At 70.8% G+C, this 26,991-nt stretch carries 28 protein-coding genes; 12 read left to right on the plus strand and 16 right to left on the minus strand.

Annotated features, from left to right (window positions below; translation table 11 throughout):
- The first annotated feature begins 31 nt into the window (after nt 1-31).
- The 5 genes from ACY0PA_RS26300 to ACY0PA_RS26320 all read left to right on the plus strand — a co-directional run bounded on the left by ACY0PA_RS26300 (nt 32) and on the right by ACY0PA_RS26320 (nt 5,785).
- Nucleotides 32-1,600, plus strand: coding sequence for an ABC transporter ATP-binding protein (locus ACY0PA_RS26300; RefSeq protein ID WP_453780609.1), 1,569 nt, complete (start codon nt 32-34; stop codon nt 1,598-1,600).
- Nucleotides 1,597-2,742 carry an ABC transporter permease gene (locus ACY0PA_RS26305; RefSeq protein WP_473080087.1) on the plus strand — a complete coding sequence of 382 codons (1,146 nt, stop codon included), beginning with the start codon at nt 1,597-1,599 and terminating at the stop codon, nt 2,740-2,742. Before ACY0PA_RS26300 ends, ACY0PA_RS26305 begins: the two co-directional genes overlap by 4 nt.
- On the plus strand, nt 2,739-4,028 hold the full coding sequence (locus tag ACY0PA_RS26310) for an ABC transporter permease (protein WP_473080088.1): 1,290 nt from the start codon (nt 2,739-2,741) through the stop codon (nt 4,026-4,028). Before ACY0PA_RS26305 ends, ACY0PA_RS26310 begins: the two co-directional genes overlap by 4 nt.
- Nucleotides 4,025-4,414, plus strand: coding sequence for a cytidine deaminase (locus ACY0PA_RS26315; protein WP_100594725.1), 390 nt, complete (start codon nt 4,025-4,027; stop codon nt 4,412-4,414). The genes ACY0PA_RS26310 and ACY0PA_RS26315 overlap by 4 nt, the downstream gene beginning before the upstream one ends.
- A 93-nt stretch (nt 4,415-4,507) precedes the next feature.
- Nucleotides 4,508-5,785: a thymidine phosphorylase gene (locus ACY0PA_RS26320; protein ID WP_473080089.1), complete on the plus strand. Its 1,278-nt coding sequence runs from the start codon at nt 4,508-4,510 to the stop codon at nt 5,783-5,785.
- Nucleotides 5,786-5,844: 59 nt separating this feature from the next.
- On the opposite strand, the gene ACY0PA_RS26325 is transcribed toward ACY0PA_RS26320, so the two are convergent.
- Nucleotides 5,845-6,768, minus strand: coding sequence for an AEC family transporter (locus ACY0PA_RS26325; RefSeq protein WP_473080090.1), 924 nt, complete (start codon nt 6,766-6,768; stop codon nt 5,845-5,847).
- Between the two features lie 187 nt (nt 6,769-6,955).
- On the opposite strand from ACY0PA_RS26325, the gene ACY0PA_RS26330 reads away from it, so the two are divergent.
- Nucleotides 6,956-7,327, plus strand: a complete 372-nt coding sequence (locus ACY0PA_RS26330) for an STAS domain-containing protein (RefSeq protein ID WP_473080091.1) — start codon at nt 6,956-6,958, stop codon at nt 7,325-7,327.
- Here the strand turns inward: ACY0PA_RS26330 and ACY0PA_RS26335 are convergent.
- Together ACY0PA_RS26335 and ACY0PA_RS26340 are read right to left on the minus strand one after the other, a co-directional pair.
- Nucleotides 7,229-8,221, minus strand: a complete 993-nt coding sequence (locus ACY0PA_RS26335; RefSeq protein ID WP_473080092.1) for a sigma-70 family RNA polymerase sigma factor — start codon at nt 8,219-8,221, stop codon at nt 7,229-7,231. The genes ACY0PA_RS26330 and ACY0PA_RS26335 overlap by 99 nt on opposite strands.
- A 149-nt stretch (nt 8,222-8,370) precedes the next feature.
- On the minus strand, nt 8,371-9,660 hold the full coding sequence (locus tag ACY0PA_RS26340; RefSeq protein WP_473080093.1) for an MFS transporter: 1,290 nt from the start codon (nt 9,658-9,660) through the stop codon (nt 8,371-8,373).
- Nucleotides 9,661-9,722: 62 nt separating this feature from the next.
- Between ACY0PA_RS26340 and ACY0PA_RS26345 the strand changes: the two genes are divergently transcribed.
- Complete coding sequence (locus ACY0PA_RS26345) at nt 9,723-10,694, plus strand: LysR family transcriptional regulator (protein ID WP_473080094.1); 972 nt, start codon at nt 9,723-9,725, stop codon at nt 10,692-10,694.
- On the opposite strand, the gene ACY0PA_RS26350 is transcribed toward ACY0PA_RS26345, so the two are convergent.
- On the minus strand, nt 10,695-11,453 hold the full coding sequence (locus ACY0PA_RS26350) for a prolyl oligopeptidase family serine peptidase (RefSeq protein WP_473080095.1): 759 nt from the start codon (nt 11,451-11,453) through the stop codon (nt 10,695-10,697).
- A gap of 113 nt (nt 11,454-11,566) precedes the next feature.
- On the opposite strand from ACY0PA_RS26350, the gene ACY0PA_RS26355 reads away from it, so the two are divergent.
- Both ACY0PA_RS26355 and ACY0PA_RS26360 read left to right on the plus strand, forming a co-directional pair.
- Nucleotides 11,567-12,724 carry an adenosine deaminase gene (locus ACY0PA_RS26355; RefSeq protein WP_473080096.1) on the plus strand — a complete coding sequence of 386 codons (1,158 nt, stop codon included), beginning with the start codon at nt 11,567-11,569 and terminating at the stop codon, nt 12,722-12,724.
- A gap of 142 nt (nt 12,725-12,866) precedes the next feature.
- Nucleotides 12,867-13,211, plus strand: a complete 345-nt coding sequence (locus ACY0PA_RS26360; RefSeq protein ID WP_473080097.1) for an ATP-binding protein — start codon at nt 12,867-12,869, stop codon at nt 13,209-13,211.
- Between the two features lie 123 nt (nt 13,212-13,334).
- On the opposite strand, the gene ACY0PA_RS26365 is transcribed toward ACY0PA_RS26360, so the two are convergent.
- The 5 genes from ACY0PA_RS26365 to afsQ1 form a co-directional block, all read right to left on the minus strand.
- Entirely contained in the window at nt 13,335-13,535 is a 201-nt protein-coding gene (locus tag ACY0PA_RS26365) for a PspC domain-containing protein (protein WP_100594716.1), read from the minus strand.
- A gap of 108 nt (nt 13,536-13,643) precedes the next feature.
- Nucleotides 13,644-14,186, minus strand: coding sequence for a VanZ family protein (locus ACY0PA_RS26370; RefSeq protein ID WP_473080098.1), 543 nt, complete (start codon nt 14,184-14,186; stop codon nt 13,644-13,646).
- Between the two features lie 76 nt (nt 14,187-14,262).
- On the minus strand, nt 14,263-14,874 hold the full coding sequence (locus tag ACY0PA_RS26375; RefSeq protein WP_473080099.1) for a hypothetical protein: 612 nt from the start codon (nt 14,872-14,874) through the stop codon (nt 14,263-14,265).
- A complete protein-coding gene (locus tag ACY0PA_RS26380) occupies nt 14,871-16,487 on the minus strand; it encodes an ATP-binding protein (RefSeq protein WP_473080100.1) in 1,617 nt (538 codons plus the stop codon). The genes ACY0PA_RS26375 and ACY0PA_RS26380 overlap by 4 nt, the downstream gene beginning before the upstream one ends.
- Nucleotides 16,484-17,161 (minus strand): two-component system response regulator AfsQ1, encoded by a 678-nt coding sequence (afsQ1, locus tag ACY0PA_RS26385; RefSeq protein WP_030682803.1) that lies wholly within the window; start codon nt 17,159-17,161, stop codon nt 16,484-16,486. Before afsQ1 ends, ACY0PA_RS26380 begins: the two co-directional genes overlap by 4 nt.
- A gap of 238 nt (nt 17,162-17,399) precedes the next feature.
- On the opposite strand from afsQ1, the gene ACY0PA_RS26390 reads away from it, so the two are divergent.
- On the plus strand, nt 17,400-18,173 hold the full coding sequence (locus ACY0PA_RS26390; RefSeq protein ID WP_473080101.1) for a SigE family RNA polymerase sigma factor: 774 nt from the start codon (nt 17,400-17,402) through the stop codon (nt 18,171-18,173).
- A gap of 178 nt (nt 18,174-18,351) precedes the next feature.
- On the opposite strand, the gene ACY0PA_RS26395 is transcribed toward ACY0PA_RS26390, so the two are convergent.
- Nucleotides 18,352-18,987: a uridine kinase family protein gene (locus ACY0PA_RS26395; protein WP_473080102.1), complete on the minus strand. Its 636-nt coding sequence runs from the start codon at nt 18,985-18,987 to the stop codon at nt 18,352-18,354.
- 154 nt (nt 18,988-19,141) lie between these two features.
- On the opposite strand from ACY0PA_RS26395, the gene ACY0PA_RS26400 reads away from it, so the two are divergent.
- On the plus strand, nt 19,142-19,558 hold the full coding sequence (locus tag ACY0PA_RS26400) for a hypothetical protein (protein ID WP_473080103.1): 417 nt from the start codon (nt 19,142-19,144) through the stop codon (nt 19,556-19,558).
- On the opposite strand, the gene ACY0PA_RS26405 is transcribed toward ACY0PA_RS26400, so the two are convergent.
- The 4 genes from ACY0PA_RS26405 to deoC all read right to left on the minus strand — a co-directional run bounded on the left by ACY0PA_RS26405 (nt 19,555) and on the right by deoC (nt 23,164).
- On the minus strand, nt 19,555-19,779 hold the full coding sequence (locus tag ACY0PA_RS26405; protein ID WP_473080104.1) for a hypothetical protein: 225 nt from the start codon (nt 19,777-19,779) through the stop codon (nt 19,555-19,557). The genes ACY0PA_RS26400 and ACY0PA_RS26405 overlap by 4 nt on opposite strands.
- Before the next feature lie 82 nt (nt 19,780-19,861).
- Nucleotides 19,862-20,758, minus strand: a complete 897-nt coding sequence (locus tag ACY0PA_RS26410; protein WP_473080105.1) for an aldehyde dehydrogenase family protein — start codon at nt 20,756-20,758, stop codon at nt 19,862-19,864.
- Nucleotides 20,759-22,210: an aldehyde dehydrogenase family protein gene (locus tag ACY0PA_RS26415; RefSeq protein WP_473080106.1), complete on the minus strand. Its 1,452-nt coding sequence runs from the start codon at nt 22,208-22,210 to the stop codon at nt 20,759-20,761.
- Between the two features lie 3 nt (nt 22,211-22,213).
- Nucleotides 22,214-23,164 carry a deoxyribose-phosphate aldolase gene (deoC, locus tag ACY0PA_RS26420; RefSeq protein ID WP_473086435.1) on the minus strand — a complete coding sequence of 317 codons (951 nt, stop codon included), beginning with the start codon at nt 23,162-23,164 and terminating at the stop codon, nt 22,214-22,216.
- A gap of 583 nt (nt 23,165-23,747) precedes the next feature.
- Here deoC and ACY0PA_RS26425 point away from each other — a divergent pair.
- Nucleotides 23,748-24,371, plus strand: a complete 624-nt coding sequence (locus tag ACY0PA_RS26425) for a PH domain-containing protein (RefSeq protein WP_473080107.1) — start codon at nt 23,748-23,750, stop codon at nt 24,369-24,371.
- A 76-nt stretch (nt 24,372-24,447) separates the two neighbouring features.
- Here the strand turns inward: ACY0PA_RS26425 and ACY0PA_RS26430 are convergent, their stop codons facing one another.
- Nucleotides 24,448-26,091, minus strand: a complete 1,644-nt coding sequence (locus ACY0PA_RS26430; RefSeq protein WP_473086436.1) for a phospho-sugar mutase — start codon at nt 26,089-26,091, stop codon at nt 24,448-24,450.
- 39 nt (nt 26,092-26,130) lie between these two features.
- Entirely contained in the window at nt 26,131-26,967 is an 837-nt protein-coding gene (locus ACY0PA_RS26435) for a purine-nucleoside phosphorylase (protein ID WP_100594703.1), read from the minus strand.
- Between the last annotated feature and the right edge of the window lie 24 nt (nt 26,968-26,991).

Raw genomic sequence — 26,991 nt, forward strand, 5'->3', positions numbered from 1 at the left:
CGTACGTCCTGTCCCCCGAGGAGAGTGCGCCATCAACGCGTCCAGCCCTCCCGCCGTCGAACTGCGCGGCATCACCAAGCGCTTTCCCGGCGTCGTCGCCAACCGCGACATCGACATCACCGTACGGCGGGGCACCGTCCACGCCCTGTGCGGTGAGAACGGCGCCGGCAAGTCGACCCTGATGAAGATCCTCTACGGCATGCAGAAGCCGGACGAGGGCACCATCGCGGTCGACGGCACCCAGGTCACCTTCGCCACGCCCGCCGACGCCATCGCGCGCGGCATCGGCATGGTCCACCAGCACTTCATGCTGGCCGACAACCTCACCGTCCTGGAGAACGTCGTCCTGGGCGCCGAGAAGCTGCACGGCATCGGCGGCAAGGCACGTACGAAGATCCGCGAGATATCGGAGGCGTACGGCCTCGGCGTGCGCCCCGACGTCCTCGTCGAGGAGCTCGGGGTCGCCGACCGGCAGCGCGTCGAGATCCTCAAGGTCCTCTACCGGGGCGCCCGGACGCTGATCCTCGACGAGCCCACCGCGGTCCTCGTGCCACAGGAGGTCGACGCGCTCTTCGACAACCTGCGCGAGCTCAAGTCCGAGGGCCTCACGGTCATCTTCATCTCCCACAAGCTGGGCGAAGTGCTCTCCGTCGCGGACGAGATCACGGTCATCCGGCGCGGGACCACGGTCGGCACGGCCGACCCGAAGAACACGAGCACCAAGCAGCTCGCCGAGCTCATGGTCGGCAGTGAGCTGCCGTCGCCGGAGACCGAGGAGTCGACGGTCACCGACACCCCGATGCTCCACCTGGCCGGGGTGCGCCTCACGCAGACCGACCTGGACGGCGTCGAGCGCGTCATCCTCGACGACGTCACCTTCACCATCCGCCGTGGCGAAGTCCTCGGCATCGCGGGCGTGGAGGGCAACGGCCAGTCCGAACTCGTCGAGGCCATCATGGGCATGCGTACCGCGGACCGCGGCACCGTCGCCCTGAACGGCGCCGACGTCACCCGGACCCCCACCCGCAAGCGCCGCGAAGCCGGTGTCGGTTACATCCCCGAGGACCGGCACCGTCACGGGCTGCTCCTCGAAGCGCCGCTGTGGGAGAACCGGGTCCTCGGTCACGTCACCGAGCGACCCAACTCCAAGGGCGGGCTGCTCGACCTCAAGGCCGCCCGCGCCGACACCGAGCGCATCGTGCGCGACTACGACGTGCGCACCCCCGGCATCGAGGTCACCGCGGCCTCCCTGTCCGGCGGCAACCAGCAGAAGCTGATCGTCGGCCGCGAGATGAGCCACGCGCCCAAGCTGCTGATCGCCGCCCACCCCACCCGCGGTGTGGACGTCGGCGCACAGGCCCAGATCTGGGACCAGATCCGCCGCGCCCGCCGCGAGGGTCTCGCCGTGCTGCTCATCTCGGCCGACCTGGACGAGCTGATCGGCCTGTCCGACACCCTGCGGGTGATGTACCGCGGCCGCCTGGTCGCCGACGCCGACCCCGCCACCATCACCCCGGAGGAGCTGGGCTCCGCCATGACAGGTGCGGCCTCTGGCCACCTCGAGCACACGGAAGACGCCGAAGGCGGGGACGCCCGATGAAGACACTGATATCCCGGGGCAGGTCCCGGATCGACAAGGAGCGGCTGATCCTCGCGGTCGCCGCTCCGCTCCTGGCGATCATCGCCGCACTCGTCGTCACCGCCGTGATCATCGCGGTGACCGGCAAGGACCCCTTCGCCGCGTTCAGCGACATGGTGACCTACGGCTCCGCGAGCGACAGCCAGGTCTACATCCTCAACAAGGCGACGACGTACTACCTCGCGGGTGTCGCGGTGGCCATCGGCTTCCGCATGAACCTGTTCAACATCGGTGTCGACGGCCAGTACCGGCTCGCCGCGTTCGTCGCGGCCGTGCTCGGCGGGGCGCTCACGCTGCCCGGCTGGCTCGCGATTCCGCTGATGCTGCTGGCCGCCATGGGAACCGGCGCCCTGTGGGCCGGTATCGCGGGCATCCTCAAGGTGACGCGGGGCGTCAGCGAGGTCATCGCGACGATCATGCTGAACGCGATCGCCACCGCGGTCATCGCCTACTTCCTCCAGCCCGGGAAGCTCGGCCAGCTCGACGAGGCGGGCACCCTGGTCTCCACCAAGCCGCTGCCCGCGTCCTCGTACCTCTTCAACTTCGACACCGGCGCCTCGGGCCAGCTGAACGGCTTCATCGTGATCGCCGTGCTCGTCGGCGTCGCGTACTGGTTCGTCCTCGGGCGCACCCGCTTCGGCTTCGACCTCCGTACGGTCGGTCAGTCCGAGTCCGCGGCCGCCGCGAGTGGTGTCAGCGTCAAGAAGATGGTCGCCACCAGCATGATCATCTCGGGTGTGGTGGCCGGTCTCGTCGGCATGCCGACCCTGCTCAACGAGAGCCACCAGTTCGACAACAGCTTCCCGGCGGGCCTCGGCTTCACGGGCATCGCGATCGCGCTGCTCGGCCGCAACCACCCGGTCGGCATCGCGCTCGGCGCCCTGCTGTGGGGCTTCCTGGAGCGCACCACCAACCACCTGGAGTTCCAGGGCTACGACAAGGAGATCCTCGGCGTGATCCAGGGCGTCATCGTCCTGTGCGTCGTCATCGCCTACGAGGTCGTACGCCGCTACGGGCTCAAGCGCCAGCAGCAGCGGGTCGGCGCCGAGCTCGCCGCGCAGGCCGCCGCCGTCCGCACCGACAAGCAGGAGGTGGCCGGATGACCGCCACGACGACCGACACCCCGCCGCCGGCGGCCCCCGCGGTGAGCGGCGCCAAGAAGGCGCGCGGCCGGCTCTCCACGGGCCAGACCCTGATGATCGTCGTCGGCGCGCTGTTCCTGGTCTCCGCCGTCCGCGTCATCACGGGCGCCGACCAGCTCACCTCCGGCGGCCAGATCAGCGCCGCGCTCGGACTCGCCGTGCCCATCGGCCTCGCGGCCCTCGCCGGCCTGTGGTCGGAGCGGGCCGGCGTGGTCAATATCGGCCTCGAAGGCATGATGATCCTCGGCACGTTCGGCGCCGGCTGGCTCGGCTGGCAGACCAGCCCCTGGCTCGGCCTCGTCTGCGGCATCGGCTTCGGTGTGCTGGGCGGTCTGATCCACGCCGTCGCCACCATCACGTTCGGCGTCGACCACATCGTCTCCGGTGTCGCCGTCAACCTCCTCGCCCTGGGCGCCACCCAGTACCTCGCCAAGCTGTTCTTCGCCGAGGGCGAGCCCGCGACCAAGGGCGGCAACCCCAAGCAGTCGCCGCCCGCCGAGTCGCTCGGCGACGTCACGATCCCGGGCCTGTCCAGCGGTCTGCACTCCATCGAGCAGCACCACTGGTTCCTGGTCTCCGACCTCGCCGGCATCCTCGGCGGCCTGGTCACCAACGTCTCCGTGATCACGATCCTCGCCGTGCTGCTCTTCGTGGGCAGCTGGTGGGTGCTGTGGCGCACCTCGTTCGGCCTGCGCCTGCGCTCCTGCGGCGAGAACCCGGTCGCGGCCGAGTCCCTCGGCGTCAACGTGTACGCGCACAAGTACGCGGCCGTCGCCATCTCCGGCGGACTCGCGGGTCTCGGCGGCGCGTTCCTCGCGCTGGTCACCTCGCACAGCTACCTGGAGGGCCAGACCGGCGGGCGCGGCTACATCGGCCTCGCCGCCATGATCTTCGGTAACTGGCGGCCGGGCGGACTCGCCATGGGCGCGGGCCTGTTCGGCTTCTCCGACGCGCTCCAGCTGCGCAACGGCGGCGAGACCGTCCACGCGCTGCTGCTCCTGCTGGTCGTGCTGCTTGCTCTGCTTGCGGGCTGGAAGGCGTACCGCAAGGCCATGATCCAGGCCACGATCAGCGCGGTGATTGCCGCGGTTGTCCTGGTCTGGTACCTCCTGACGGATGAGGTGCCCGGCGACTTCGTCGGCGCCACCCCGTATGTCGTTACCCTCCTGGTGCTCTCGCTGTCCGCGCAGCGGCTGCGGATGCCCAAGGCCGACGGCATGCGCTACCGGAAGGGCCAGGGCAAGTGACAGAAGCCGACTGGGAAGCACTCAGGGAGGCGGCCCGCGAGGCCATGTCCCGCGCGTACGTGCCGTACTCGGCCTTCCCGGTCGGCGCCGCGGCCCGCGTGGACGACGGCCGCACCGTGTCGGGCTGCAACGTCGAGAACGCGTCGTACGGGCTCGGCCTGTGCGCCGAGTGCGGGCTCGTCTCGCAGCTCCAGCTCACCGGCGGCGGCCGCCTGACGCACTTCACGTGCGTGGACGGCAAGGGCGAGATCCTGATGCCGTGCGGCCGCTGCCGCCAGCTCCTCTACGAGTTCGGGGGCACCGAGCTGCTCCTGGAGACGACGTCGGGGATCCGCCCGCTCGGCGAGATGCTCCCCGACGCCTTCGGACCCCAGCACCTCAACTGACCTACGGCCCCGCCCGGTTGGGCGGGGCCGCTTTCAACGGGTCGCTCTATGCGCGTAGAGTCGGCCTGCTGCCACCTGTGGAAGGACAACGCCATGGACGTCATCTCCGTCATCCGGACCAAGCGGGACCGAGGCGAACTCAGTGACGAGCAGATCGACTGGGTCATCGACGCGTACACGCGCGGCGTCGTCGCGGACGAGCAGATGTCGGCGCTCGCCATGGCGATCCTCCTCAACGGCATGAACCGTACGGAGATCGCCCGCTGGACCGCCGCGATGATCGCCTCCGGCGAGCGCATGGACTTCTCGTCCCTGTCCCGCCCGACCGCCGACAAGCACTCCACCGGCGGCGTCGGCGACAAGATCACGCTGCCGCTCGCCCCGCTGGTCGCCGCGTGCGGCGCCGCCGTCCCGCAGCTCTCCGGCCGCGGCCTCGGCCACACCGGCGGCACCCTCGACAAGCTGGAGTCCATCCCCGGCTGGCGCGCCCTGCTCTCCAACGACGAGATGCTGAACGTCCTCGACACCGTCGGCTCCGTGATCTGCGCGGCCGGCGACGGGCTCGCCCCCGCGGACAAGAAGCTCTACGCGCTGCGCGACGTCACCGGCACCGTCGAGGCGATCCCGCTCATCGCCTCCTCGATCATGTCGAAGAAGATCGCCGAGGGCACGGGCTCGCTCGTCCTCGACGTCAAGGTCGGCACCGGCGCGTTCATGAAGACGATCGAGGACGCCCGCGAACTCGCCTCCACCATGGTCGAGTTGGGTACCGACAGCGGCGTGCGCACGGTCGCCCTGCTCACCGACATGTCGACGCCGCTGGGCCTCACCGCCGGCAACGCGCTCGAAGTCCGGGAGTCCGTAGAGGTGCTGGCGGGCGGCGGCCCCTCCGATGTCGTCGAGCTCACCCTCGCCCTGGCCCGCGAGATGCTCGACGCGGCGGGCATCAAGGATGCCGACCCGGCGAAGGCCCTCGCCGACGGCTCCGCGATGGACGTCTGGCGCCGCATGATCGCCGCGCAGGGCGGCGACCCGGACGCCACGCTCCCCGCCTCCCGCGAACAGCACGTCGTCACGGCGCCCGCCTCCGGCGTCCTGACCCGCCTCGACGCGTACGGCATCGGCGTCGCCGCCTGGCGCCTCGGCGCGGGCCGCGCCCGCAAGGAGGACCCGGTCCAGGCCGCCGCCGGCATCGAACTCCACGCCAAGCCGGGCGACCCCGTCACCGCGGGCCAGCCCCTCCTGACCCTGCACACGGACACCCCGGAGCGCTTCGAGTACGCCCTTGAGTCCGTCGAGGGTTCCTACGACATCTCGGCCCCGGGCACGGCGTTCGAGCCCACGCCGGTCGTGCGGGAACGCATCGGCTGACCTGGGGTTTCCCCGTACGGGTGAACGGGATCGGCAGACCTGTGCCGGTCCCGTTCGACTCACCCCAGCAACGCCGCGACCATCACCAGCGCCGGCACCGACGCCAGCGTCGACAGCAGGATCGACTCTCTCGCCAGTTTCTCCGCGACGTTGTAGCGCGAGGCGTACGCGAAGAGGTTCTGCGCGGCCGGGAGCGTCGACGTCACCACCACGTCCAGGAGTGACGCGCCCCGCAGGCCGAAGACGCCCGCCGCGAGCACCCACGCCACCGCGGGCTGGCCCACCGACTTCAGGGCCACCGACAGCAGCACCGGCACCCGGTCGGAACCTCGCCGGGCCGGCAGCGAGCTCCCGCACAGCGAGATCCCGTACGCGAGCAGCACCACCGGCACGGACATCTTGCCGATCAGTTCGACGGGGTTGAAGACAGGACCCGGCACCGTCCACCCCGTCGCCGCCACGATCACGCCCGCGAGCGCGCCGACCGCGATCGGGTTGCGCAGCGGCGTGACGATCCGCTGCCACAGGGGCCGCGTCTGACCGGCCTCCGAGAGATCGAGGACCGTCATCGCTATCGGCGTCACCACGATCTGCTGGAAAAGCAGCACGGGCGCGACCAGCGAGGCGTCGCCGAGGACGTATACGGCGATGGGGATGCCGAGGTTGCCCGAATTGACGTAGCTGGAGCACAGGGCGCCGATCGTCGTCCGCCCCACGCCCCACCGGCGCGCGACGCCCACCGCGATGAACACCCCGGCGGCGGCCGCCGTGCTCAGCGCCGTCACCAGCAGCCGCGGCGACAGGATCACCGAGAGGTCGGCCTTCGCGAGCGTGGTGAACAGCAGCGCGGGCGTGGCGACATGGAAGGCGAGCTTGGTGAGGACCTCGCGGCCGTTGTCCCCGAGATAGCCGCGCTTGCCGATCAGGAAGCCGACGGCGATGACCACCGCGATGACGGCGAACCCGTTCAGCACCCCTGCCACGATGCCCCCTGCCGGCGTCGTGCGGACGGCTGAGCAGGTACGCGATCAAGGGGCATCCCCACAGCCTCGGAGGCCACCCGGCACAGGGTCAACGTGATGCGCGCGACACCAGGGCACCGTGATGCACGGCACTGGGCGCGCGGCCGGACCGCCGATGAGTTCGCGCCGCCGCGCCGGTCTCCCTAGCGTGGCAGCTTTCCGACTTCCCGACCTGGCTCCCGCCGGCCCCCTGCGCCGCTGCGACGTGCCGCACCTGTGCGACCAGGTGCGCACGGCGTGCGCCCGCGCCCCCGCTCGCGACATCGTCTGCGACCTCGCGGCCGTCACCACGGCCGATCTCGCCACCGTCGACGCGCTCGCCCGGATGCAGCTCGCCGCCCGCAGAGCCGGGTCAGGACTGCGGCTGCGCGATCCGTCCCCGGCTCTGTGGGCCCTGCTTCAGCTGGTCGGCCTGCCCGGCCTAGGCGGGCTGGTCGTCGAGGTGGAGCGGCAAGCCGAACAGCGGGAAATAGCGGGCTGTGTCCAGGAAGCAGTGGAGTCCGGTGATCCGGCCCTCTGAGACCTCAAGGACCTGGACGGCCCACGGCGAGAACCCGCCCTTGTCCGGGTCGGGCTTGTAGTGGGCGAACGCGGGCGAGCCGTTGGCCTCGACCGGCACCAGCCGGCTGTCGGCACACGAGGCGCCGATCGTCGTCATGAAGCCCGTGATGTCCGGCGTGCCGCGCAGCCACAGGTCGAACGGCGGCATCGTCATGACGGCGTCCTCGGCGAGCAGCGCCGTGAGCGCCTTCATGTCGTATCCCTCGAACGCGGCGACATAGCGCTCGAGGAGCGCCTGGTGCTCCTCGTCCAGCTCGTCGTCCGCGCTCTTCTTCTCGGCCGGGACCTCGGCGAGCGTGGCGCGGGCCCGCTGGAGCGCGCTGTTCACCGACGCCACCGAGGTGTCGAGGAGCTCGGCGACTTCCTGCGCCTTCCAGGCCAGGACCTCGCGCAGGATGAGCACGGCCCGCTGCTTGGCCGGGAGCTGCTGGAGCGCCGCCACGAACGCGAGCCGCACCGACTCCCGCGCCACCGCCGCCTCCGCCGGGTCGTGCACGGACGGCAGCACGCGCGCGTCCGGCACCGGCTCCAGCCACACATTGTCCGGCCGGGGTGTGAGGGCCGCCTGCGCGAGCGGCGCCGCCGCCGTCAGGTCCATCGGCCGGGCCCGCTTGTTGCCCGCGTTCAGCATGTCCAGGCAGACGTTCGTCGCGATGCGGTACAGCCAGGACCGCAGGCTGGAACGGCCCTCGAATTTGTCGAAGCTGCGCCAGGCGCGGACCATCGTGTCCTGCACCGCGTCCTCGGCCTCGAAGGCCGAGCCCAGCATCCGGTAGCAGTACCCGGTCAGCTCGACCCGGTACTTCTCGAGACGGACGTCCAGCTCGGTGGTCGTCCCTGCGATGTCGCTCATGTCCACACCCCGCCCTGCGGCTTCTGGCAAGTCCCGAAAGTCCATGCAAGTCCCAGCACTTCGGAAGCTACAGCAGCGCACTGACAGCGGCCCCCGGACCGGCGAATTTCGCTGGTCCGGGGGCCGCTGTCAGTGCGACCGGAACGGGGTCAGTGCGCCGCCACGAGCGTCTGCCGCTGCTGCACCCGCGCCGCGTGCGAGCCCCACAGGGTCACCGACACGACGCCGAGCACCGCCACCAGGCCGAGGAGCACGGTCCCGGCCCAGCCACCCGCGTGGAAGGCCACCGCGCCGAGCGTGCCGCCCACGCTGGAGCCGATGTAGTACACGGACTGGTACAGCGCGGACGCCTGCGCCCGCCCGTGCGTCGCCGTGTGGCTGACCGAGGACGAGGCCACCGCGTGCCCCGCGAAGAAACCGGCCGTGATCAGGACGAGGCCGAGCAGCACCATGACGATCGCGTCGCCGAGCGAGAGCAGCAGCCCGGACGCCGTCGTGCCCACCGCCAGATACAGCGCCCCGCGCCGCCCGAGCCGCGCGACGAGCTTGCCGGCCGCGGCCGAGGAGACCGTACCCACCAGGTACACCAGGAAGATCGAGCCGATGATGCCCTGCGGGAGCGAGAACGGGGCGGCCGTGAGCCGGTAGCCGATCACCGTGTAGACGGCGCCGAAGACCGTCATGAACAGGGCGCCGATCACGTACAGACGGCACAGGAGCGGGTTCGCGAGGTGGCCGCGCACCGTGCGGGCCAGGACCCGCGGCCGCAGCGAGCCCGGGGTGAAGTGCCGGGGCTGCGGCAGCAGCAGCCGGAACGCGACCGCGCACGCCACGGCGATCACGCCGATCGTGGCGACCGCCGCGCGCCAGCCCCACTCCTGCGCGACCCACCCGGTGATGACCCGGCCGCTCATCCCGCCGATGGAGTTGCCCGCCACGAACAGGCCGATCGCGGCGACCAGTGCCTTGGGCCGCACCTCCTCCGCGAGATACGCCATCGCGGAGGCCGGCAGACCGGCGAGCGCGGCGCCCTGGAGGGCCCGCAGCGCGATCAGCGCGCCGAGCGAGGGAGCGAAGGGCACGAGCAGGCCGACCGCGACCGCCACCGACAGGGACGCCGTCATCACGGTGCGCCGTCCGAACCGCTCCGACAGGGCGCTCAGCGGCAGTACACACAGGGCGAGCGTGCCCGTCGCGCCGGAGACCGTCCAGCTCGCGGCGCTCGCGCTGACGCCGAAGTCGGCGGAGACGAGGGGGAGCAGGGCCTGCGTGGAGTAGAGGAGGGCGAAGGTCGCGACCCCGGCCAGGAAGAGGGCGAAGCTCATCCGGCGGTAACCGGGTCCGCCCGGGTTCAGACGGGTGTCGGGGGCTTCGGGGGACGACGGCTTACGGGCGGCGACCGCGTGGGTGGCGGCCGCCCCGCTACTGGCAGGAGGCATATGTCGAAGGTAGGCTTCCGTGTTTCATGCGTCCAATGCATGGAAACGCCATAATCGATCCCATGGCGCATAAGCAGAGTTCAGAGACGCGACTGTCACCGTCCAGTGACACAGAAGACATCGTGACGACGCTCGCGCCCAGACTGTCGTACTTCGCCGCGGCCGCCCGCAGCGAGCACGTCACGCGGGCCGCGCACGAGCTGGAGATCCCCCAGTCGACGCTGTCGCGCGCCCTGGTCCGCCTCGAACAGGACCTCGGCGTGGAGCTGTTCGCGCGCCACGGCCGCACCGTCTCGCTCACCCCGGCGGGCCGTACGTTCCTCACGTCCGTCGACAGGGCGCTCGCAGAGATCGGCCGCGCCGCCGAGTCCGTACGGGCCGACGCCGACCCCGCGTCGGGCAAGGTCGCCTTCGGCTTCCTGCACACCATGGGCTCCGAGACCGTCCCCGGCCTGATCCGCGCCTTCCGCGCCGACCACCCCCGTATCCGCTTCAGTCTCGTCCAGAACTACGGCGAAGCGATGCTGGAGCGCCTGCGCGCCGGCGAGCTCGACCTCTGCCTCACCTCGCCCGTCCCCGACGCGCCCGGCCTCGTCGCGCGCCGCCTCGACGAGCAGCGTCTGCGCCTGGTCGTCCCCGACGACCACCGCCTCGCGGGCCGCAAGCGCGTCCGCCTCGCGGAGGCGGCCGACGAGACGTTCGTGACCCTCGAACCCGGCTATGGGCTGCGCCGCATCACCGACGGCCTGTGCACGGAGGCGGGGTTCAAGCCGCGCATCGCCTTCGAGGGCGAGGAGACGGAGACCCTGCGCGGCCTGGTCGCGGCGGGCCTCGGCGTGGCGCTCCTGCCGCCACCCGCCGTACCGCGCCCGGGAGTTGTGGAGCTGACCGTGACCGGGCAGCGGGCGGTGCGCGAGATCGGTGTGGCCTGGCTCGACGGCCATCCGGACACCCCGCCCGTCGCGGCGTTCAAGAAGTTCCTGCTCTCCCGGCGCGGCAAGCTGCTCTCCGAGTGGACGCGCGCGCAGGAGTAGTCACCGCGCGAGCGACCTGCCGAAGCCCGAGGCCAGCGGCATCCGCAGCCCCAGCGGCGGCGGCGCGGCCAGCGCGTCCTGCAGCGGCCGCGAGAACGCCCGGCCGAAGAGCGAACCGAGCACGAAGTCGCGGGCCAGGGCGTGGACTTCGGTGCGGTGCTGGTGGAGCGCGTGGCCGTCGGAATGCACCTCGAAGCGGCAGATGTCGCGGTTGGACTTCTTCGCGCGGGCGGCCAGGCGGAACGACAGCTCGGGATCCGTGCGCTCGTCGTTCGTGCCGTGCACGATCAGAACGCGGCGGCCCGTGAGCTGTTTCACCGGTTCGGGGGGCGCGGCGACGTCCTCCTCGGGCAGCCAAGGGGCAAGCGCGAGCACTGAGTTGACCGCGCTGTGCCCGCCCGCGTGCAGCGCCGCGCGGGCACCCATGTCGACCCCGACGAGGCAGACGGGGATGTCGCCGTAGCGCCGTACGGCTTCGTCCGCGGCCCAGTCGGCGTCGCGCGCGAGCTGTGCCTGCGCGCCGTTCCAGCCGCGGCCGCGGTAGTGCACGACATGCGCCGCAAGGCCGTCCCGCCGTCCCTCGCGCACGAGGGCGCGCCCCAGGGTCCGTACGGCCGCCGAGGCCAGCGGTGACGGCCTGCGCGCGGAGGTCTCCTCACCCGCGGGAAGCAGCAGGACCACACCGCTCACCGTCGCGGGGACGGGCCCCATCGCCTTCCCGAGCCGGACCTCACGGACCGTCGTCGCTTGCTGTCCCATGACAGAACAGTGTCAGAAGGCCCGGTGTACGCCACCCGTCCGCAGGGTCACCGTTACGTATCGACAGGCGGACGTCACCGAGTATCTACGCGCGTAGGCGTTAGAGTGCGGAAATGACGAGCCAGACCAGCGGAAACTCACAGATTCCGACCCCCGAGCAGATCGTTCGCGCCCCCAAGGTGCTGCTGCACGACCACCTCGACGGCGGCCTTCGCCCCGGCACCATCGTCGGACTCGCCCTGGAACAGGGCTACGAGAACCTCCCGGAGACCGATCCCGACAAGCTCGGCATCTGGTTCCGCGAGGCCGCCGACTCCGGCTCCCTCGAGCGCTACCTGGAGACTTTCGCCCACACCTGCGCCGTCATGCAGACCCGCGAGGCGTTGTTCCGGGTCGCCGCCGAGTGCGCCGAGGACCTCGCCGAGGACGGCGTCGTCTACGCCGAGATCCGCTACGCCCCCGAGCAGCACCTCGAACACGGCCTCACCCTCGAAGAGGTCGTCGAGGCGGTCAACGAAGGCTTCCGGGAAGGCGAGCGCCGCGCCAGGGCCAACGGCCACCGCATCCGCGTGGGCGCCCTGCTCACCGCCATGCGGCACGCGGCCCGAGCCCTGGAGATCGCCGAACTCGCCAACCGCTACCGCGACACGGGCGTTGTCGGCTTCGACATCGCGGGCGCGGAGGCCGGCTTCCCTCCCACCCGTCACCTCGACGCCTTCGAGTACCTCAAGCGCGAGAACAACCACTTCACGATCCACGCGGGCGAGGCCTTCGGCCTGCCCTCCATCTGGCAGGCCCTCCAGTGGTGCGGCGCCGACCGCCTCGGCCACGGCGTGCGGATCATCGACGACATCAAGGTCGAGGACGACGGCACGGTCACGCTCGGCCGTCTCGCCTCCTATGTACGCGACAAGCGCATCCCCCTGGAGATGTGCCCCAGCTCCAACCTCCAGACGGGCGCCGCCGACTCCTACGAGGCCCACCCCATCGGCCTGCTCCGCAAGCTGCACTTCCGCACCACGGTGAACACGGACAACCGCCTCATGTCCGGCACCAGCATGAGCCGCGAATTCGAGCACCTGGTCGACGCATTCGGCTACACGCTCGACGACATGCAGTGGTTCACTGTCAATGCGATGAAATCAGCATTCATTCCTTTCGATGAACGACTGGCCATGATCAATGACGTCATCAAGCCGGGATATGCCGAGTTGAAATCCGAATGGCTGTTCCGTCAGACTGCCTCGACCAGGGGTTCTGTCGCGCGGTAGCGCCTCTTTGTGCGCATCCGAAGCGGCCGGGAGCATGAACTCCCGGCCGCTTCTGCGTGTATTTCGCTGGTTGCGACGCGCCCTGACACATGTTTACGGTCGTGAACCGCTCTAGCCCCCGTTCACGAGGACTCATTTCACAATGAAGCAGTCTGCTGTCAAGACCCTCGGTGTCGCCGCCCTCGGTGCCGCCTTCGCCGCCGCGGGCGCCGGTGCCGCGTCCGCCGCCCCCGCCCTCCCGGACGCGGGCTCCGCCCTGGACACCGTGACCAGCACGCTCCCCGCCGAGCAGGTCGCGCAGGTACTGCCCGCCGGTGGCACCGAGTCCCTGGCCGCCGGCAAGAACGCCGTCGCCGGTGGCCTGAACGCCGCCGCGCCCGCCGTCCAGAAGGTCCTCCCCACCGACGGCAGCGACCCGGTCTCCGGGCTCCTCGGCGGCCTTCCCATCAAGTCGCTGCCCGCCGGCGGCGCGCTGCCCGTCGGCTGACCCGCCCGACACGGCACGGACAGGGACACGGACACACAGGAGGGGTGCACCCGCTCGCGCGTGTGCACCCCTCCCTTGCCGTACGTCACTGTCTTGTCGCACATCAGCCTGCGGACCCCGTCGTCACCACGCCTGGCGGACCTTGCCCTCGCTCGGCAGCAGGATCCACAGCGCGATGTACAGCAGGAACTGGGGACCGGGAAGCAGACACGAGAGCACGAAGATCACGCGCATCGTGGTCGCGGAGGTGCCGAAGCGCCTTGCCAGCGCTGCGCACACTCCGCCGATCATCCGTCCGTTCGTGGGGCGGGCAAGGGCGGTCATGGTGGGCTCCTTCGCGAACCGTAGCGGTGAGGCGCCCCCTTGGCCGCGGCGGCCAGGACGTCTCCGATGGCTCCAAAGCTACGGTGACGAACCGGGCGAAGCGTCAGCTCACGGGGCGATGCCGACCCTGGAAATCGTCGGGGTCCGCCCCTGAGAGGGCTCCTCCCGGGGGAGGGCGGTGACCTCGGTCCTGCGGCGGAGCCTGCCCCTGAGAGTCGGCACCACGGCCGCGTGCGCGAGGGCCACGCCCAGCGTGTTCAGGAACAGCGAGTCGATGTCCACGACCTGCCCCGGCACCCCGGTCTGCAGCAGCTCGATGCCGAGCGAGAGCAGCGCTCCGGCAGCGACCGTACGCACCAGCGAACCCAGCGGCGAGACGACGAGCCGCCCTCCGGCGATCGGCAGCAGCACGCCCAGAGGCGCGAGCAGCACCAACCCCTTGCCGATGCGCCGCACCGCCTGAGCCGGACCGAGCGCGAGATCCGCTCTGATCCCGGCGAACGGATGCAGGTTCGCGGCGCTGACCCACGGCACGTCCAGTGGTCGCAGCGTGATCCAGCAGACGAGAAGCAGATGCGCGGCAAGGAGGACTACCCCTGCCGTACGGAAGCGGATGGCGGCCTTGGAGCCGCCCGGGCGATGGCGCTGCACGCCCCCCTAGACGCGGACGGCGGGACGATCGGTTCCGCGCCGCCGGCGCCCGCCCGCGACAACCGCGCCCGCCCCGTCAGCCGACCGTCTCGGCGGGCGCCGGTACGAGCCCCGGCCGCGTCCGCATCTCCGGGGAGCATTCGTACGCGCGCAGAGCGTCGTCATCCGGCCCGCCGAGCACGACCTTGTCGTCCTTTGCCGCGGCCCCGCCGTTCGCATACGTACACACGATCTGGGCCAGCGCGTACGGCGAGAGGTCGTCCGGCGGGACGCTCAGCCGCAGCGCATTGTCCGGGTCACCCTTGCCCGGCCCCGAGACGGTCATCCCGGGCCTGACGTCCGTCGTGTACCCTGCCTGCCGCTCGGCGCCGCCCGGAGACTGCTCCAGCTCGTCGAGCAGCGCCTGCGCGAGCCGCACCCGGTCCGAGGCGCCCCGCCCCTTCGGCAGGGTCACCGTCCGGTCGACACTCACCAGCTGCGAGGTACAGACCAGATACACCTGCACGGCGAACTCGCCGCCCGCGCGCGACTCCAGATCCGGGTCCGACAGCGTGCACGGCACCCGCGACGGCGCGGCCCCGAAGTCCGTCGGCACCTCCGTCGGCCTGATCCCGCACCCGGCGAGCAGCGCGGCGAGCACCGCCGCGCCCAGCAGCGCGTAACCCCGTCCTGTCCTGCGTGCGGTCATCGCGCGCCGCCCTCCTCACCGGAACCGCCACCGTCGGCGCCCTCGGCCCCTTCTTCATCGGGTGGCAGCGTCAGCGGTGACGCGTCGAGCGGCAGCCGGAACGTGAACACGGCGCCGCCCTCAGGGGAGTTGGCGGCCGTGATCTCGCCGCCGTGGATGTGCGCGTTCTCCAGGGCGATCGAGAGCCCGAGCCCGCTGCCCTCCGAACGCGGCCGCGACGCGCTCGCCTTGTAGAACCGGTCGAAGACGTGCGGGAGCACGTCCTGCGGGATACCCGGCCCGTGGTCACGGACCTCGATCACCAGCTCCGAGTCCGCAAGCCGCACGGACACCCGCACCGGCGAGCCGCCGTGCTTGAGCGCGTTCCCGATCAGGTTCGCCATGATGACGTCGAGGCGGCGCGGGTCGATGCGGGCCATGATGCCGCGCTCCGCGTCCAGGTCCACCGCGTCGAGCCAGGCACGGGCGTCGATGCAGGCCGTGATCTGGTCGGCGATGTCGACCTGGTCGAGGACGAGCCGTGCGGTGCCCGCGTCGAAGCGGGTCACCTCCATGAGGTTCTCCACCAGGTCGTTCAGCCGGCGCGTCTCGCTCACCACGAGGCGTACGGCGGGCTCGATCATCGGGTCGACCGAACCGGTCTCCGCGTCGAGCTCCTCCTCAAGTACCTCCGTCACGGCGGTGATCGCCGTCAGTGGCGTACGCAGCTCGTGCGACATGTCGGCGACGAAGCGCCGCGAGGCCTCCTCGCGCGCACTCATGTCGGCGACCTTCTTCTCCAGATTCTCCGCGGTCCTGTTGAACGTCCTGGAAAGATCGGCCAGTTCATCCGTACCGGACACGCGCAGACGCGTGTCCAGCTTTCCTTCGCCGAGCCGCCGCGCCGCCCTCCCGAGCCGGTGTACGGGCTTGAGCACCGTCGTCGCCGCGGCCTGCGCGAGCAGCGCCGAACCGATCAGCGCGAGCGCCGTCGCGATCCCGAGCGACCAGGCAAGGGAGTTGAGATCCTTCGCCTCCGGCTCCAGGGACTTGAGCATGTAGCCCGTCGGCCCCCCGTCGATCACCCGCGCCCCACCGACCAGATACGGCGTGTCATTGCTGATGATCCGCTGCCAGTACAGGTGGTACGGGTGCTTGTTGCCGTCCGTGAGGGGCTGCTTCCTGTTCACCGCGTCCCGCAGCGAACGCGGCACCTCGGCCAGCGTGATCGCGTCCAGATCGGAGTTCCCGGCGATCCGCCGGCCGACGCTGTTCTCGGGGTTCTCGGGGTTTTCGGAGTCCTCGCTGATCAGCAGCACGCTGAAGTGCTGGCTGCTGCTCGCCATCAGGTTCGCCGCGTGCTGCAACTCGCCCTGCGTCGGATGCTCGGGCAGCGCCGCGGCCCGATTCTGCATCTCCTGCTGGAAGTCGCTGAGCGCCGCGTCCTGCGCCCGGGTCAGCACCGCCTCGCGGTTGAGCCAGTACGCGATCCCGGACGCCGACACCGCCGCGGTCAGCGCCACCAGGGCGAAGACGACGACGAGCCGCAGCCGCAGGCTCGTGAAGCGCAGGCCGGCGAGTATCGCCTTCTTCGCCGCGGCCCACCCCCGCAGCCGGTCGTGCGCATCGCTCACTGAGGCGTGTCCAGCCGGTAGCCGACCCCGCGCACCGTCCGGATCAGCGTCGGCGACGACGGCACGTCCTCGACCTTCGCGCGCAGCCGCTGCACACACGCGTCGACGAGCCGCGAGTCACCGAGGTAGTCGTGCTCCCACACCAGACGCAGCAACTGCTGCCGCGACAGCGCCTGTCCCGGCCTGCGGCTCAGCTCGAGGAGCAACCGCAGCTCCGTGGGCGTCAGTTGGAGGTCCTCGCCGTTCTTCGTGACCGTCATCGCGGCCCGGTCGATGACGAGACTGCCGAACGACGCGGCGTCGTTGGCCTCCCGCTCGCCCCGCCGGAGCACCGCCCGGATCCGGGCGTCGAGTACTCGCCCCTGCACCGGTTTCACGACATAGTCGTCGGCGCCGGACTCCAGCCCGACGACCACGTCGATGTCGTCACTGCGCGCCGTGAGCAGGATGATCGGCAGCTGGTCCGTGCGCCGGATGCGCCGGCACACCTCGAACCCGTCGATGCCGGGCAGCATCACATCCAGCACGATCAGGTCCGGCCGCTGCTCGCGCAACAGCTTCAGACCGTCCTCGCCGGTGGCAGCGGTGGCAACCCGATGACCCTGGCGCGTAAGGGACAGCTCCAGGGCCGTTCGGATGGCGTCGTCGTCCTCGATCAGCAACAGGGAAGGCACAGACGTCATTCTGTCCCATGGCACGGCTCAAGTTCGACCGTTGGAGCGCTCCCAAGCTCGTAATCAGGGGGCTTCGGGCCCCATCCACACACGACTCGCACACGCCCGGGCCCTGTGACAGGTCTGTGACAGTCGGCGGACACCGTCATGAAGTGGCCCGGGCAAGCTTTTGGACATCGCAAGGACGCAAGTCCTTGACGACCACGGGAAACCGAGACTCCACGACGGGGGGCGCGAGATGAACACGCTGCACAGCACCACCACTGGCGCAGTTGTCACACGTCTTCATGACGCTCTCGTGCGGAGTCCCGGTTCCGGGAAGCACGAGCTGTCCGGTGCCGTGAGCGGGCGGGGGTGCGCTCGCGGCACCGGGCGTCAGCACACCACGTACATGACGGTGGTTGACGCGAACCAGGCGGTATCCGACGGGGGAGCCGCGTACGGGGAGGAATCGGGGGAGCGGAAGAAGTCCCTGTCGGAAACCGCAGATGCCGAAGCGGCGTTTACGGCCTACGTCAAGGAACGCCGCGCCTCCCTGTACGCAACCGCCTACCACCTCACCGGTGACCGGTTCGAGGCCGAGGACCTGCTCCAGAGCGCCCTCTTCTCGACGTACCGCGCCTGGGACAGGATCAGCGACAAGGCGGCGGTCGGGGGCTACCTCCGCCGCACCATGACCAATCTGCACATCAGCGCGTGGCGCCGCCGCAAGCTGAACGAGTACCCGACCGAGGAACTGCCGGAGACGGCGGGCGACACGGACGCGATGCGCGGCACGGAGCTGCGCGCGGTTCTCTGGCAGGCCCTGGCCCGCCTCCCCGAACTGCAGCGCACGATGCTCGTCCTGCGCTACTACGAGGGTCGTACGGACCCCGAGATCGCGGACATCCTCGACATCAGTGTCGGCACGGTGAAGTCGAGCATCTGGCGCTCCCTGCGCCGGCTGCGCGAGGACGAGGTCCTCAGCTTCGGCCGTGACCTGGAGGAGTCCTTCGGCGAGCTGGTGGCCTGAAGGCTGGGGGCGGGCCGTCGCTCCGGGGGGACGCGACGGTGGTACGGGGGAGCGGTACCGAGGGGGATCACGGGGGATCTTGACGGGGGAATGAAGCGGGACCGGAGGGCCGGGGGGTCTCTCCGGTCCCGCTTTCATGTGTACGGGGTGTACGGGGTGGGCGGGGCGTGCGGGGCGCTCACGCCTGGGCGCGGGCCTTCACGCACCGGCCCGCGGCGGCCGCGGCCAGGCGGCCGAGGGCTTCTTCCTTGCCGCACGGGTGCGCGCCGAGCGCCGTCTGGCGGGCCACGATGCCGCGCTCCGCGCGCATCAGGCGCCAGCCGCGGCGCAGTAGGAACGGCACGGACTTGCGGCCCTCCCTGAGGTCCCGCAGCAGCCGGCGGCGGAACGTCGTGGACGGGCGGCCGCGCAGGCACAGCGCGTCGGCCAGCAGCCCGAGGTCCCGGCAGCGCTCCACGATGTCCGCGGCGAAAATGCCCTCCGCGATGAACAGGGGCGTGCGCTCGATGTCGAGCGTCTCCTCGCCCACGCGCGCGCTGATCGCGATGTCGTAGACGGGAACACGGGTGCGGCCCGTGCGGCACAGCTCCGCGATCGCGGCAACGGCCGTCTCCGTGTCCCAGGAGCGGGGCGAGTCCCAGTCGATGTCCGAGCTGCCCGGCACCTGCGGCAGCGTCGGGTCGTCGGCCTCCTTGTAGAAGTCGTCCAGGCACAGCACGGGAAGCCCGGAGCGGGACGCGAACGACGACTTGCCGGAGCCGGAAGGACCTGCCAGCAGGACGACCCGGGTCGGTATCGGGGGATGGGAACTCACGAGACACCAGTGTGCGGCATCCCCGCCCCCGGTGGACCCCGCGGGTCGGCCTTTGTGGCACGGCCGCGCCTCAACTACTCTGTGTACGCGTACGATTACTCGATCTGCGGCGGCGGGCCAACCGGCCGTCGGTAACGGAAACGGGCGGCACTTCATGGCACGACACACAGCGAAGAAGTCCTCGGCGGCCCAGCGTGCGCTGCTGCGCGCGGGGCTCACCCTCACCGCCGCGGGGGCGGCGGTCGGCGGGGGTGCGGTGAGCGCCGGTGCGGCGGAGCCCGCCGCCGCGCCTCTCGCCTCGCCGGTCGGCGACCTCGACGCCGCGGCGGCCGGGGGAGCGGTGACGGGGGCGCTCGGGACCGCTTCGGCCGAGGGTCTCGCCCCGGTCAAGCATCTGAGGCTCAATCCGCTCTCCGGCACCGGGGTCGATCCGCTCGACAACGCGATCGGTACGCAGATCGCCGACTTCAAGCCCGTGACCACGGCCGTCGCCACCGGCCCCCTGGCCAAGGGCGGCGCCCTCGCCGACCTCCCGCTGGTGGGACCGGCCGCCTCTCTGCTGCCGGGCTAGGACGCCTGCGTCCGCAGGGGGACCTCGCGGATCAGCCAGGCCGCGGCGAACGCGACCACGCACAGGGCGGCCGTGTCCAGGGTCACGGGCTCGGCGCCGCCCACAACGACGATCCCACCTGGGAGTTCGACTTCGGCCTCAACTGCATCCTCGACGGGATCGCTGCGCGGCTCGGGGGCTGATCCGTGTGCGGATCCGTGCGCTGAGGGGCAGCGGGGCATGACGAAGCCCCGCCCCTCCTGGACGGAGGAGGGGCGGGGCTTCGGGTTCGGGTTGGGCTTTGGGTCTGGGTTCTGGCTCGGGCTAGTACGAAGAGCCCGATGCGCCGAGCGAACCCGTCGGGTGCCACACCGTCTTCGTTTCCAGGAACGACGTGAGCCGGTCCGTGCCCGGGTCCGTCGTCCAGTCCGTGTCCACAGCCTGGGGACGGCGCACGCGCTTCAGGTTGTCCGCCGCCGCGATCTCCAGGTCACGGGCCAGGTCGGCGTCCGCGCCCGTCAGGTCGATCGCGTTCACGTCCTGGTGCGCGGCCAGCGGCGCGGCGATCTCCGCCGTCCTGCCGGACAGCACGTTCACCACACCGCCCGGCACGTCGGACGTGGCGAGCACCTCGCCGAGCGACAGCGCCGGCAGCGGGGACGTCTCGCTCGCGATCACCACGGCCGTATTGCCCGTCGCGATCACCGGGGCGATCACCGAGACCAGACCCAGGAACGACGACTTCTGCGGGGCCAGCACGGCCACCACTCCGGTCGGCTCGGGCGTGGACAGGTTGAAGAACGGGCCCGCGACCGGGTTCGCCCCGCCCACGACCTGGCCGATCTTGTCCGTCCAGCCCGCGTACCAGACCCACCTGTCGATCGCCGCGTCCACGACCGCCGCCGCCTTGGACTTCGACAGGCCCTCGGCGTCCGCCACCTCTTGCACGAACTGGTCGCGGCGGCCCTCCAGCATCTCCGCCACGCGGTAGAGCACCTGCCCGCGGTTGTATGCCGTCGCGCCCGCCCAGCCGCCGAACGCCTTGCGCGCCGCGACTACCGCGTCACGCGCGTCCTTGCGGGACGACAGCGGGGCGTTCGCCAGCCACTTGCCCTTCGAGTCCGACACCTCGTACACCCGGCCGCTCTCGGAACGCGGGAACTTCCCGCCCACGTACAGCTTGTAGGTCTTCAGGACTGTGAGTCGCTCAACCGTGCTCATTTATCGCGTGCCCTCCGGGCTCGACGGGGCGAGGTATGCCTCCAGGCCGTGGCGGCCGCCCTCGCGGCCGTGCCCCGACTCCTTGTAGCCGCCGAACGGCGAGGTCGGGTCGAACTTGTTGAACGTGTTGGCCCAGACGACGCCCGCCCGGAGCTTGTTCGCGACCGCGAGGATGCGCGAGCCCTTCTCCGTCCAGATGCCGGCCGAGAGCCCGTACTGTGTGTTGTTCGCCTTCGCCACCGCCTCCTCCGGAGTGCGGAACGTGAGGACGGACAGCACCGGGCCGAAGATTTCGTCCCGCGCGATCGTGTGCGCCTGCGTGACGTTCGTGAAGAGCGTCGGCGCGAACCAGTAGCCGTTGTCCGGGAGTTCGCACGGCGCCGACCAGCGCTCCGCACCCTCGGCCTCGCCCGTCTGCGCCAGCGCCTTGATCCTCGCGAGCTGCTCCGCGGAGTTGATCGCGCCGATGTCGGTGTTCTTGTCCAGGGGGTCGCCCAGGCGCAGCGTGGTGAGGCGGCGCTTCAGCGCGTCCAGTACCTCGTCCGCCACCGACTCCTGGACCAGGAGGCGCGAGCCCGCGCAGCAGACCTGGCCCTGGTTGAAGAAGATGCCCGTGACGATGCCCTCGACCGCCTGGTCGACGGGCGCGTCGTCGAAGACGATGTTCGCGCCCTTGCCGCCCAGTTCGAGCGTGACCTTCTTGTCCGTGCCGGCCACCTGGCGGGCGATCGCCTTGCCGACTGCCGTCGAGCCGGTGAAGGCGACCTTGTTCACGTCGGGGTGTGCCGTGAGGGCCGCGCCCGCGTCTCCGTAGCCCGGGAGGATGTTCACCACGCCCTTGGGCAGACCCGCCTGGCGGCAGATGTCCGCGAAGAACAGGGCGGACAGGGGGGTCGTCTCGGCCGGCTTCAGGACGACCGTGTTGCCCGTCGCCAGTGCCGGGGCGATCTTCCACGCCAGCATCAGCAGCGGGAAGTTCCACGGGATGACCTGGCCCGCGACGCCCAGCGGCGCCGGGTTCGGGCCGAAGCCCGCGTGGCCGAGCTTGTCCGCCCAGCCCGCGTAGTAGAAGAAGTGCGCCGCCACCAGGGGGAGGTCCGCGTCGCGCGTCTCCTTGATCGGCTTGCCGTTGTCCAGCGTCTCCAGGACCGCGAGCTCGCGGCTGCGCTCCTGGATGATCCGCGCGATCCGGAACAGGTACTTCGCGCGCTCCGCGCCCGGCAGCGCCGACCACTTCTCGAACGCCTTGCGGGCGGCCTTCACTGCGCGGTCCACGTCCGCCTCGCCCGCCTGGGCGATCTCGGAGAGGACCTCCTCCGTCGACGGGCTCACCGTCTTGAAGACCTTGCCGTCGGCCGCCTCGGCGAACTCTCCGTCGATGAACAGGCCGTAGCTGGGGGCGATGTCGACGACGGAGCGGGACTCCGGTGCGGGTGCGTACTCGAACGTCATGGGTCAGTCCACCGTCACGTAGTCGGGGCCGGAGTAGCGGCCGGTGCTCAGCTTCTGACGCTGCATCAACAGGTCGTTGAGCAGGCTCGAAGCGCCGAAGCGGAACCAGTGGTTGTCCAGCCAGTCGCCTCCGGCGGTCTCGTTGACCAGCACGAGGAACTTGAGCGCGTCCTTGGTCGTCCGGATGCCTCCGGCGGGCTTCACGCCTACCTGTACGCCCGTCTGCTCGCGGAAGTCACGTACCGCTTGCAGCATGAGCAGGGTGTTGGCCGGGGTGGCGTTCACCCCGACCTTGCCGGTCGACGTCTTGATGAAGTCCGCCCCGGCCATCATGCCCAGCCAGCTCGCCCGCCGGATGTTGTCGTATGTCGACAGCTCGCCCGTCTCGAAGATGACCTTCAGGCGTGCGGCGCCCGAGGCCCCCTTCACGGCGACGATCTCCTCGTACACCTTCAGGTAGTGGCCCGCGAGGAACGCTCCGCGGTCGATGACCATGTCGATCTCGTCCGCGCCGGCGGCGACCGCCTCGCGGACGTCCCCGAGCTTCACCTCCAGGGCGGCGCGGCCCGCCGGGAACGCGGTGGCCACGGAGGCGACCTTCACGTCACTCCCGGCCACGGCCTCCTTGGCCGTCGCCACCATGTCCGGATAGACGCAGACGGCGGCTGTGCGGGGAGTCGTACGGTCGGTGGGGTCCGGGTGCACGGCCTTCGCGCCGAGCGCGCGGACCTTGCCGGCCGTGTCGGCGCCTTCGAGGGTCGTCAGGTCGATCATCGAGATCGCCAGGTCGATGGCGTACGCCTTGGCCGTGGTCTTGATCGACCGCGTGCCTAGGGACGCGGCGCGAGCCTCCAGGCCGACCGTGTCGACCCCGGGCAGCCCGTGAAGGAAGCGACGCAGCGAACGGTCCGAAGCGACCGCGTCGGCGAATGCGGGTGCGGGTGCAGTGGGCATGGTCACGAGGGGAGCATATCTACGCGCGTAGCTGCTGTACAGGGGGAGGGTGGTTAGCGGTCGGTTCGTGGTGGGGGCGTGTGGTCGGGTGCGGGTCTCGGGGTTGCCGCTGGGGTTCGTTTTGGGTGCGGGTCTCGGGGGCTTGCCGCTGGGGTGCGTTTTTGGGTGCGGCTCTCGGGGGGCTTGCCGCTGAGGTGCGTTTTTGGGTGCGGCTCTCGGGGGGCTTGCCGCTGAGGTGCGTTTTTGGGTACGGGGCCGCGGGGGCATGTACGTGCTCGCTGTTCTACGGGTCTTCGTTGCCGGTCCCATGCCACGGAGTGTGGTGCTGGTGGCTCCGCGCGCACATGCCCCCACGTCCCCTCCCGTCTCGTGCGCGGCTGACCGCCGGTGGGGCTTCTCGCTCCGGTTCCCGTCTCGTGCGCGGCTGACCGCCGGTGGAGCTTCTCGCTCCGGTTCTCGTCTCGTGCGCGGCTGACCGCCGGTGGAGCTTCTCGCTCCGGTTCCCGTCTCGTACGCGGCTCAGTGCCGGTTCGTTCCGTCGCCCGTACTGACTGTTCTTCTCGGCGTCAGGCAGAATCGGTGTATGAAGACCCCGGAATCCCAGCCCTCCGTCACGGAACCCGTGGCCGCCGAGCGGGCCTACCGTTCTCCCGCCGGCATCGCCGGCGGCGTTCTGTTGCTCGTGATGGGGGCCTGGCTCGGTTTCGACGCCGTGGTCAACGGTGACGCACGTACCGCCTGGCTGGCCGTCGCGGGGCTGCTTTTCGTCGTGCCGCTCGTCGTCGCGTTCACGGTCCGGCCCGCGGTGTACGCGAATGAGGACCGGCTGCGTATTCGTAATCCTTTCCGCGTGATCACCCTGCCCTGGGCCTCGGTTGCGGACCTGCGGGCCAGTTACTCCAGCGAGGTCTTCACCGAGGGTGGGGACAAATACCAGCTCTGGGCCATTCCGGTCTCCATGCGCGCTCGTAAGAAGGCCAATCGGCGCACGGGTGGGCGTAAGGACAAGGGGCTGGTCGGGGCCGCCGATTCCGTGCCCCGCAAGGCCGCCGGCGACCAATCGTTGGACGAGCTTCGGGAGCTGGCCCGGGAGTGTGCCGGCAAGCCGTCCGCGCAGGGCGAGCCTTCGATCCGCTGGGCCTACGAGATTGTTGCGCCTGTCGTTGTGGGGGCGGTCCTGATGGCCGTTCTGCTGGTGATTGGCTGAGCTTGAGCTCAGGTACCGGACAGGTACGGGAAAGGCCGGGGTCGGTTTTCGACCCCGGCCTTTCGCTTGCCCTTTTTCAGATTCCCGCCGCTGTCGACAGGTCTTGCTTGATTGCGTTCAGTACCCGCGTGCCCTCTGCCCGGGCGGAGGGGAGGTCTGAGCGGTTCGCCACGGGGATTACCGCTTCCAAGTAGCACTTCAGCTTGGGCTCTGTGCCGCTCGGGCGGACGATGACCCGGGCTCGGTACTCGCCGTCCAGCGTGTAGCGCAGGCCGTCCGTGGGCGGGAGGGTGCTTGTGCCGTGGGTCAGGTCCTCCGCCCGTACGACGGAGAGCCCTGCCAGTTCGGCCGGCGGGGTCTCGCGGAGTGTGCGCATGGCCTTCGCGATGATCGCGAGGTCGTCGACCCTCACGGACAGCTGGTCCGTGGCGTGCAGGCCGTGAGCCATCGCCAGGTCGTCCAGCGCGTCCAGCAGGGTGCGGCCCTGCTCCTTGAGCGTCGACGCCAGTTCCGTGACGAGCAGCGCCGCCGTGATGCCGTCCTTGTCGCGTACGCCCTCGGGGTCGACGCAGTAGCCGAGCGCCTCCTCGTAGCCGTAGCGCAGGCCGTCCACCCGGGCGATCCACTTGAAGCCGGTCAGGGTTTCCTCGTAGGGGAGGCCGGCTGCTTCGGCGATGCGGCCGAGCAGGGAGGACGAGACGATCGACTCCGCGAACACGCCCCTTGCTCCTCGTGCCACCAGGTGGGCCGCCAGCAGCGCCCCCACCTCGTCGCCTCGCAGCATGCGCCAGTCTTCGTCGTCTTTCACGGCTACCGCGCAGCGGTCCGCGTCCGGGTCGTTCGCGATGATCAGGTCGGGGGCGGCTTCGCCGGCTGTCGCGAAAGCCAGGTCCATCGCGCCCGGTTCTTCCGGGTTCGGGAACGCCACCGTCGGGAAGTCCGGGTCCGGGTCCGCCTGCTCGGCCACGAGAGTCGGCTCGGGGAAGCCCGCTCGTGCGAACGCGGCGAGCAGGGTGTCCTTGCCGACGCCGTGCATCGCCGTGTAGACCGTGCGCGCCGTGCGCGGGGAGTCCGGGGACAGGACCGCGTCCGTGCGGGCCAGGTAGGCCTCCAGGACGTCCTCGCCGAGCGTTTCCCAGCCGGAGTCCGGGCGGGGTACGTCGTGGAGGGTGCGGATCGCCGCGATCTCGGCCGCGATCCCGGCGTCCGCGGGCGGCACGATCTGGGAGCCGTCGCCCAGGTAGACCTTGTAGCCGTTGTCGCGGGGCGGGTTGTGGCTGGCCGTGACCTCCACGCCCGCGACCGCGCCCAGGTGCCGTATGGCGAAGGCCAGGACCGGGGTGGGCAGCGGGCGCGGCAGCACCGCGGCGCGCAGGCCGGCGCCCGTCATGACGGCCGCCGTGTCCCGAGCGAAGTCCGCCGACTTGTGGCGCGCGTCGTACCCGACGACGACCAGGCCGCCCGCCTCGCCCTTGCTCCTGAGGTACGCCGCGAGGCCCGCCGCCGCGCGGATGACCACGGAGCGGTTCATCCGCATGGGGCCCGCGCCGAGCTCGCCGCGCAGACCCGCGGTGCCGAACTGGAGCGTGCCGGCGAAGCGCTCGGCGAGCGCAGCGGTGTCGGCGCTCCCGATGAGCTTCGCCAGCTCCTCGCGGGTCTCCGGGTCGGGGTCCTCGGCCAGCCAGGCCTCGGCCCTGGCGAGCAGTTCGGTGTCCTGCAAGGTCACGGTTCGTCCAGCCTCTCGCGTGTCTCTACGGGATCAGATGCGGTCCAGGACCTTGCCCAGGAGCTCGCCCATGCGGGTGGCGGAGTCGCGGCCGGCCTGGAGCACCTCTTCGTGGTTGAGGGGCTCGCCCGTCATGCCTGCCGCCAGGTTCGTGACGAGGGAGATGCCGAGCACCTCGGCGCCCGCCTCGCGGGCCGCGATGGCCTCGAGAACCGTCGACATGCCGACGAGGTCCGCGCCGATCGTGCGGGCCATGCGGATCTCGGCGGGCGTCTCGTAGTGCGGGCCGGGGAACTGCGCGTAGACGCCCTCTTCGAGGGAGGGGTCGATCTCCTTGCACAGGGTGCGCAGGCGCGGGGAGTACAGGTCCGTGAGGTCGACGAAGTTCGCGCCGACGATGGGCGACGTCGCCGTGAGGTTCAGGTGGTCGCTGATCAGGACCGGCTGACCGGGGCGCATGCCCTCCCGCAGACCGCCACAGCCGTTGGTCAGCACGATGGTCTTGCAGCCCGCGGCGACGGCGGTACGGACGCCGTGCGCGACGGACGCGACACCGCGGCCCTCGTAGTAGTGCGTGCGGCCGAGGAAGACGAGGGCGCGCTTGTCACCGATCTTGTACGAGCGGATCTTTCCGCCGTGGCCCTCGACGGCCGGCGGCGGGAAGCCGGGCAGCTCGGTGACGGGGAACTCGGCCTCGGGGGTGCCGAGGGCGTCCACGGCCGGTGCCCAGCCGGAACCCATCACGAGGGCGACGTCGTGGGTGTCGGCGCCCGTGAGCTCGCGCAGGCGCGAGGCGGCGGCGTCGGCGGCGACCCGGGGATCGAATCGGGTGGCGCCCTGGATGTTGTCCGGAGTAACAGATGCGTTCACGCGATCGAGGGTAGCCGGTTCGGT

The sequence above is a fragment of the Streptomyces sp. DS1-CR2 genome, assembly GCF_055760475.1.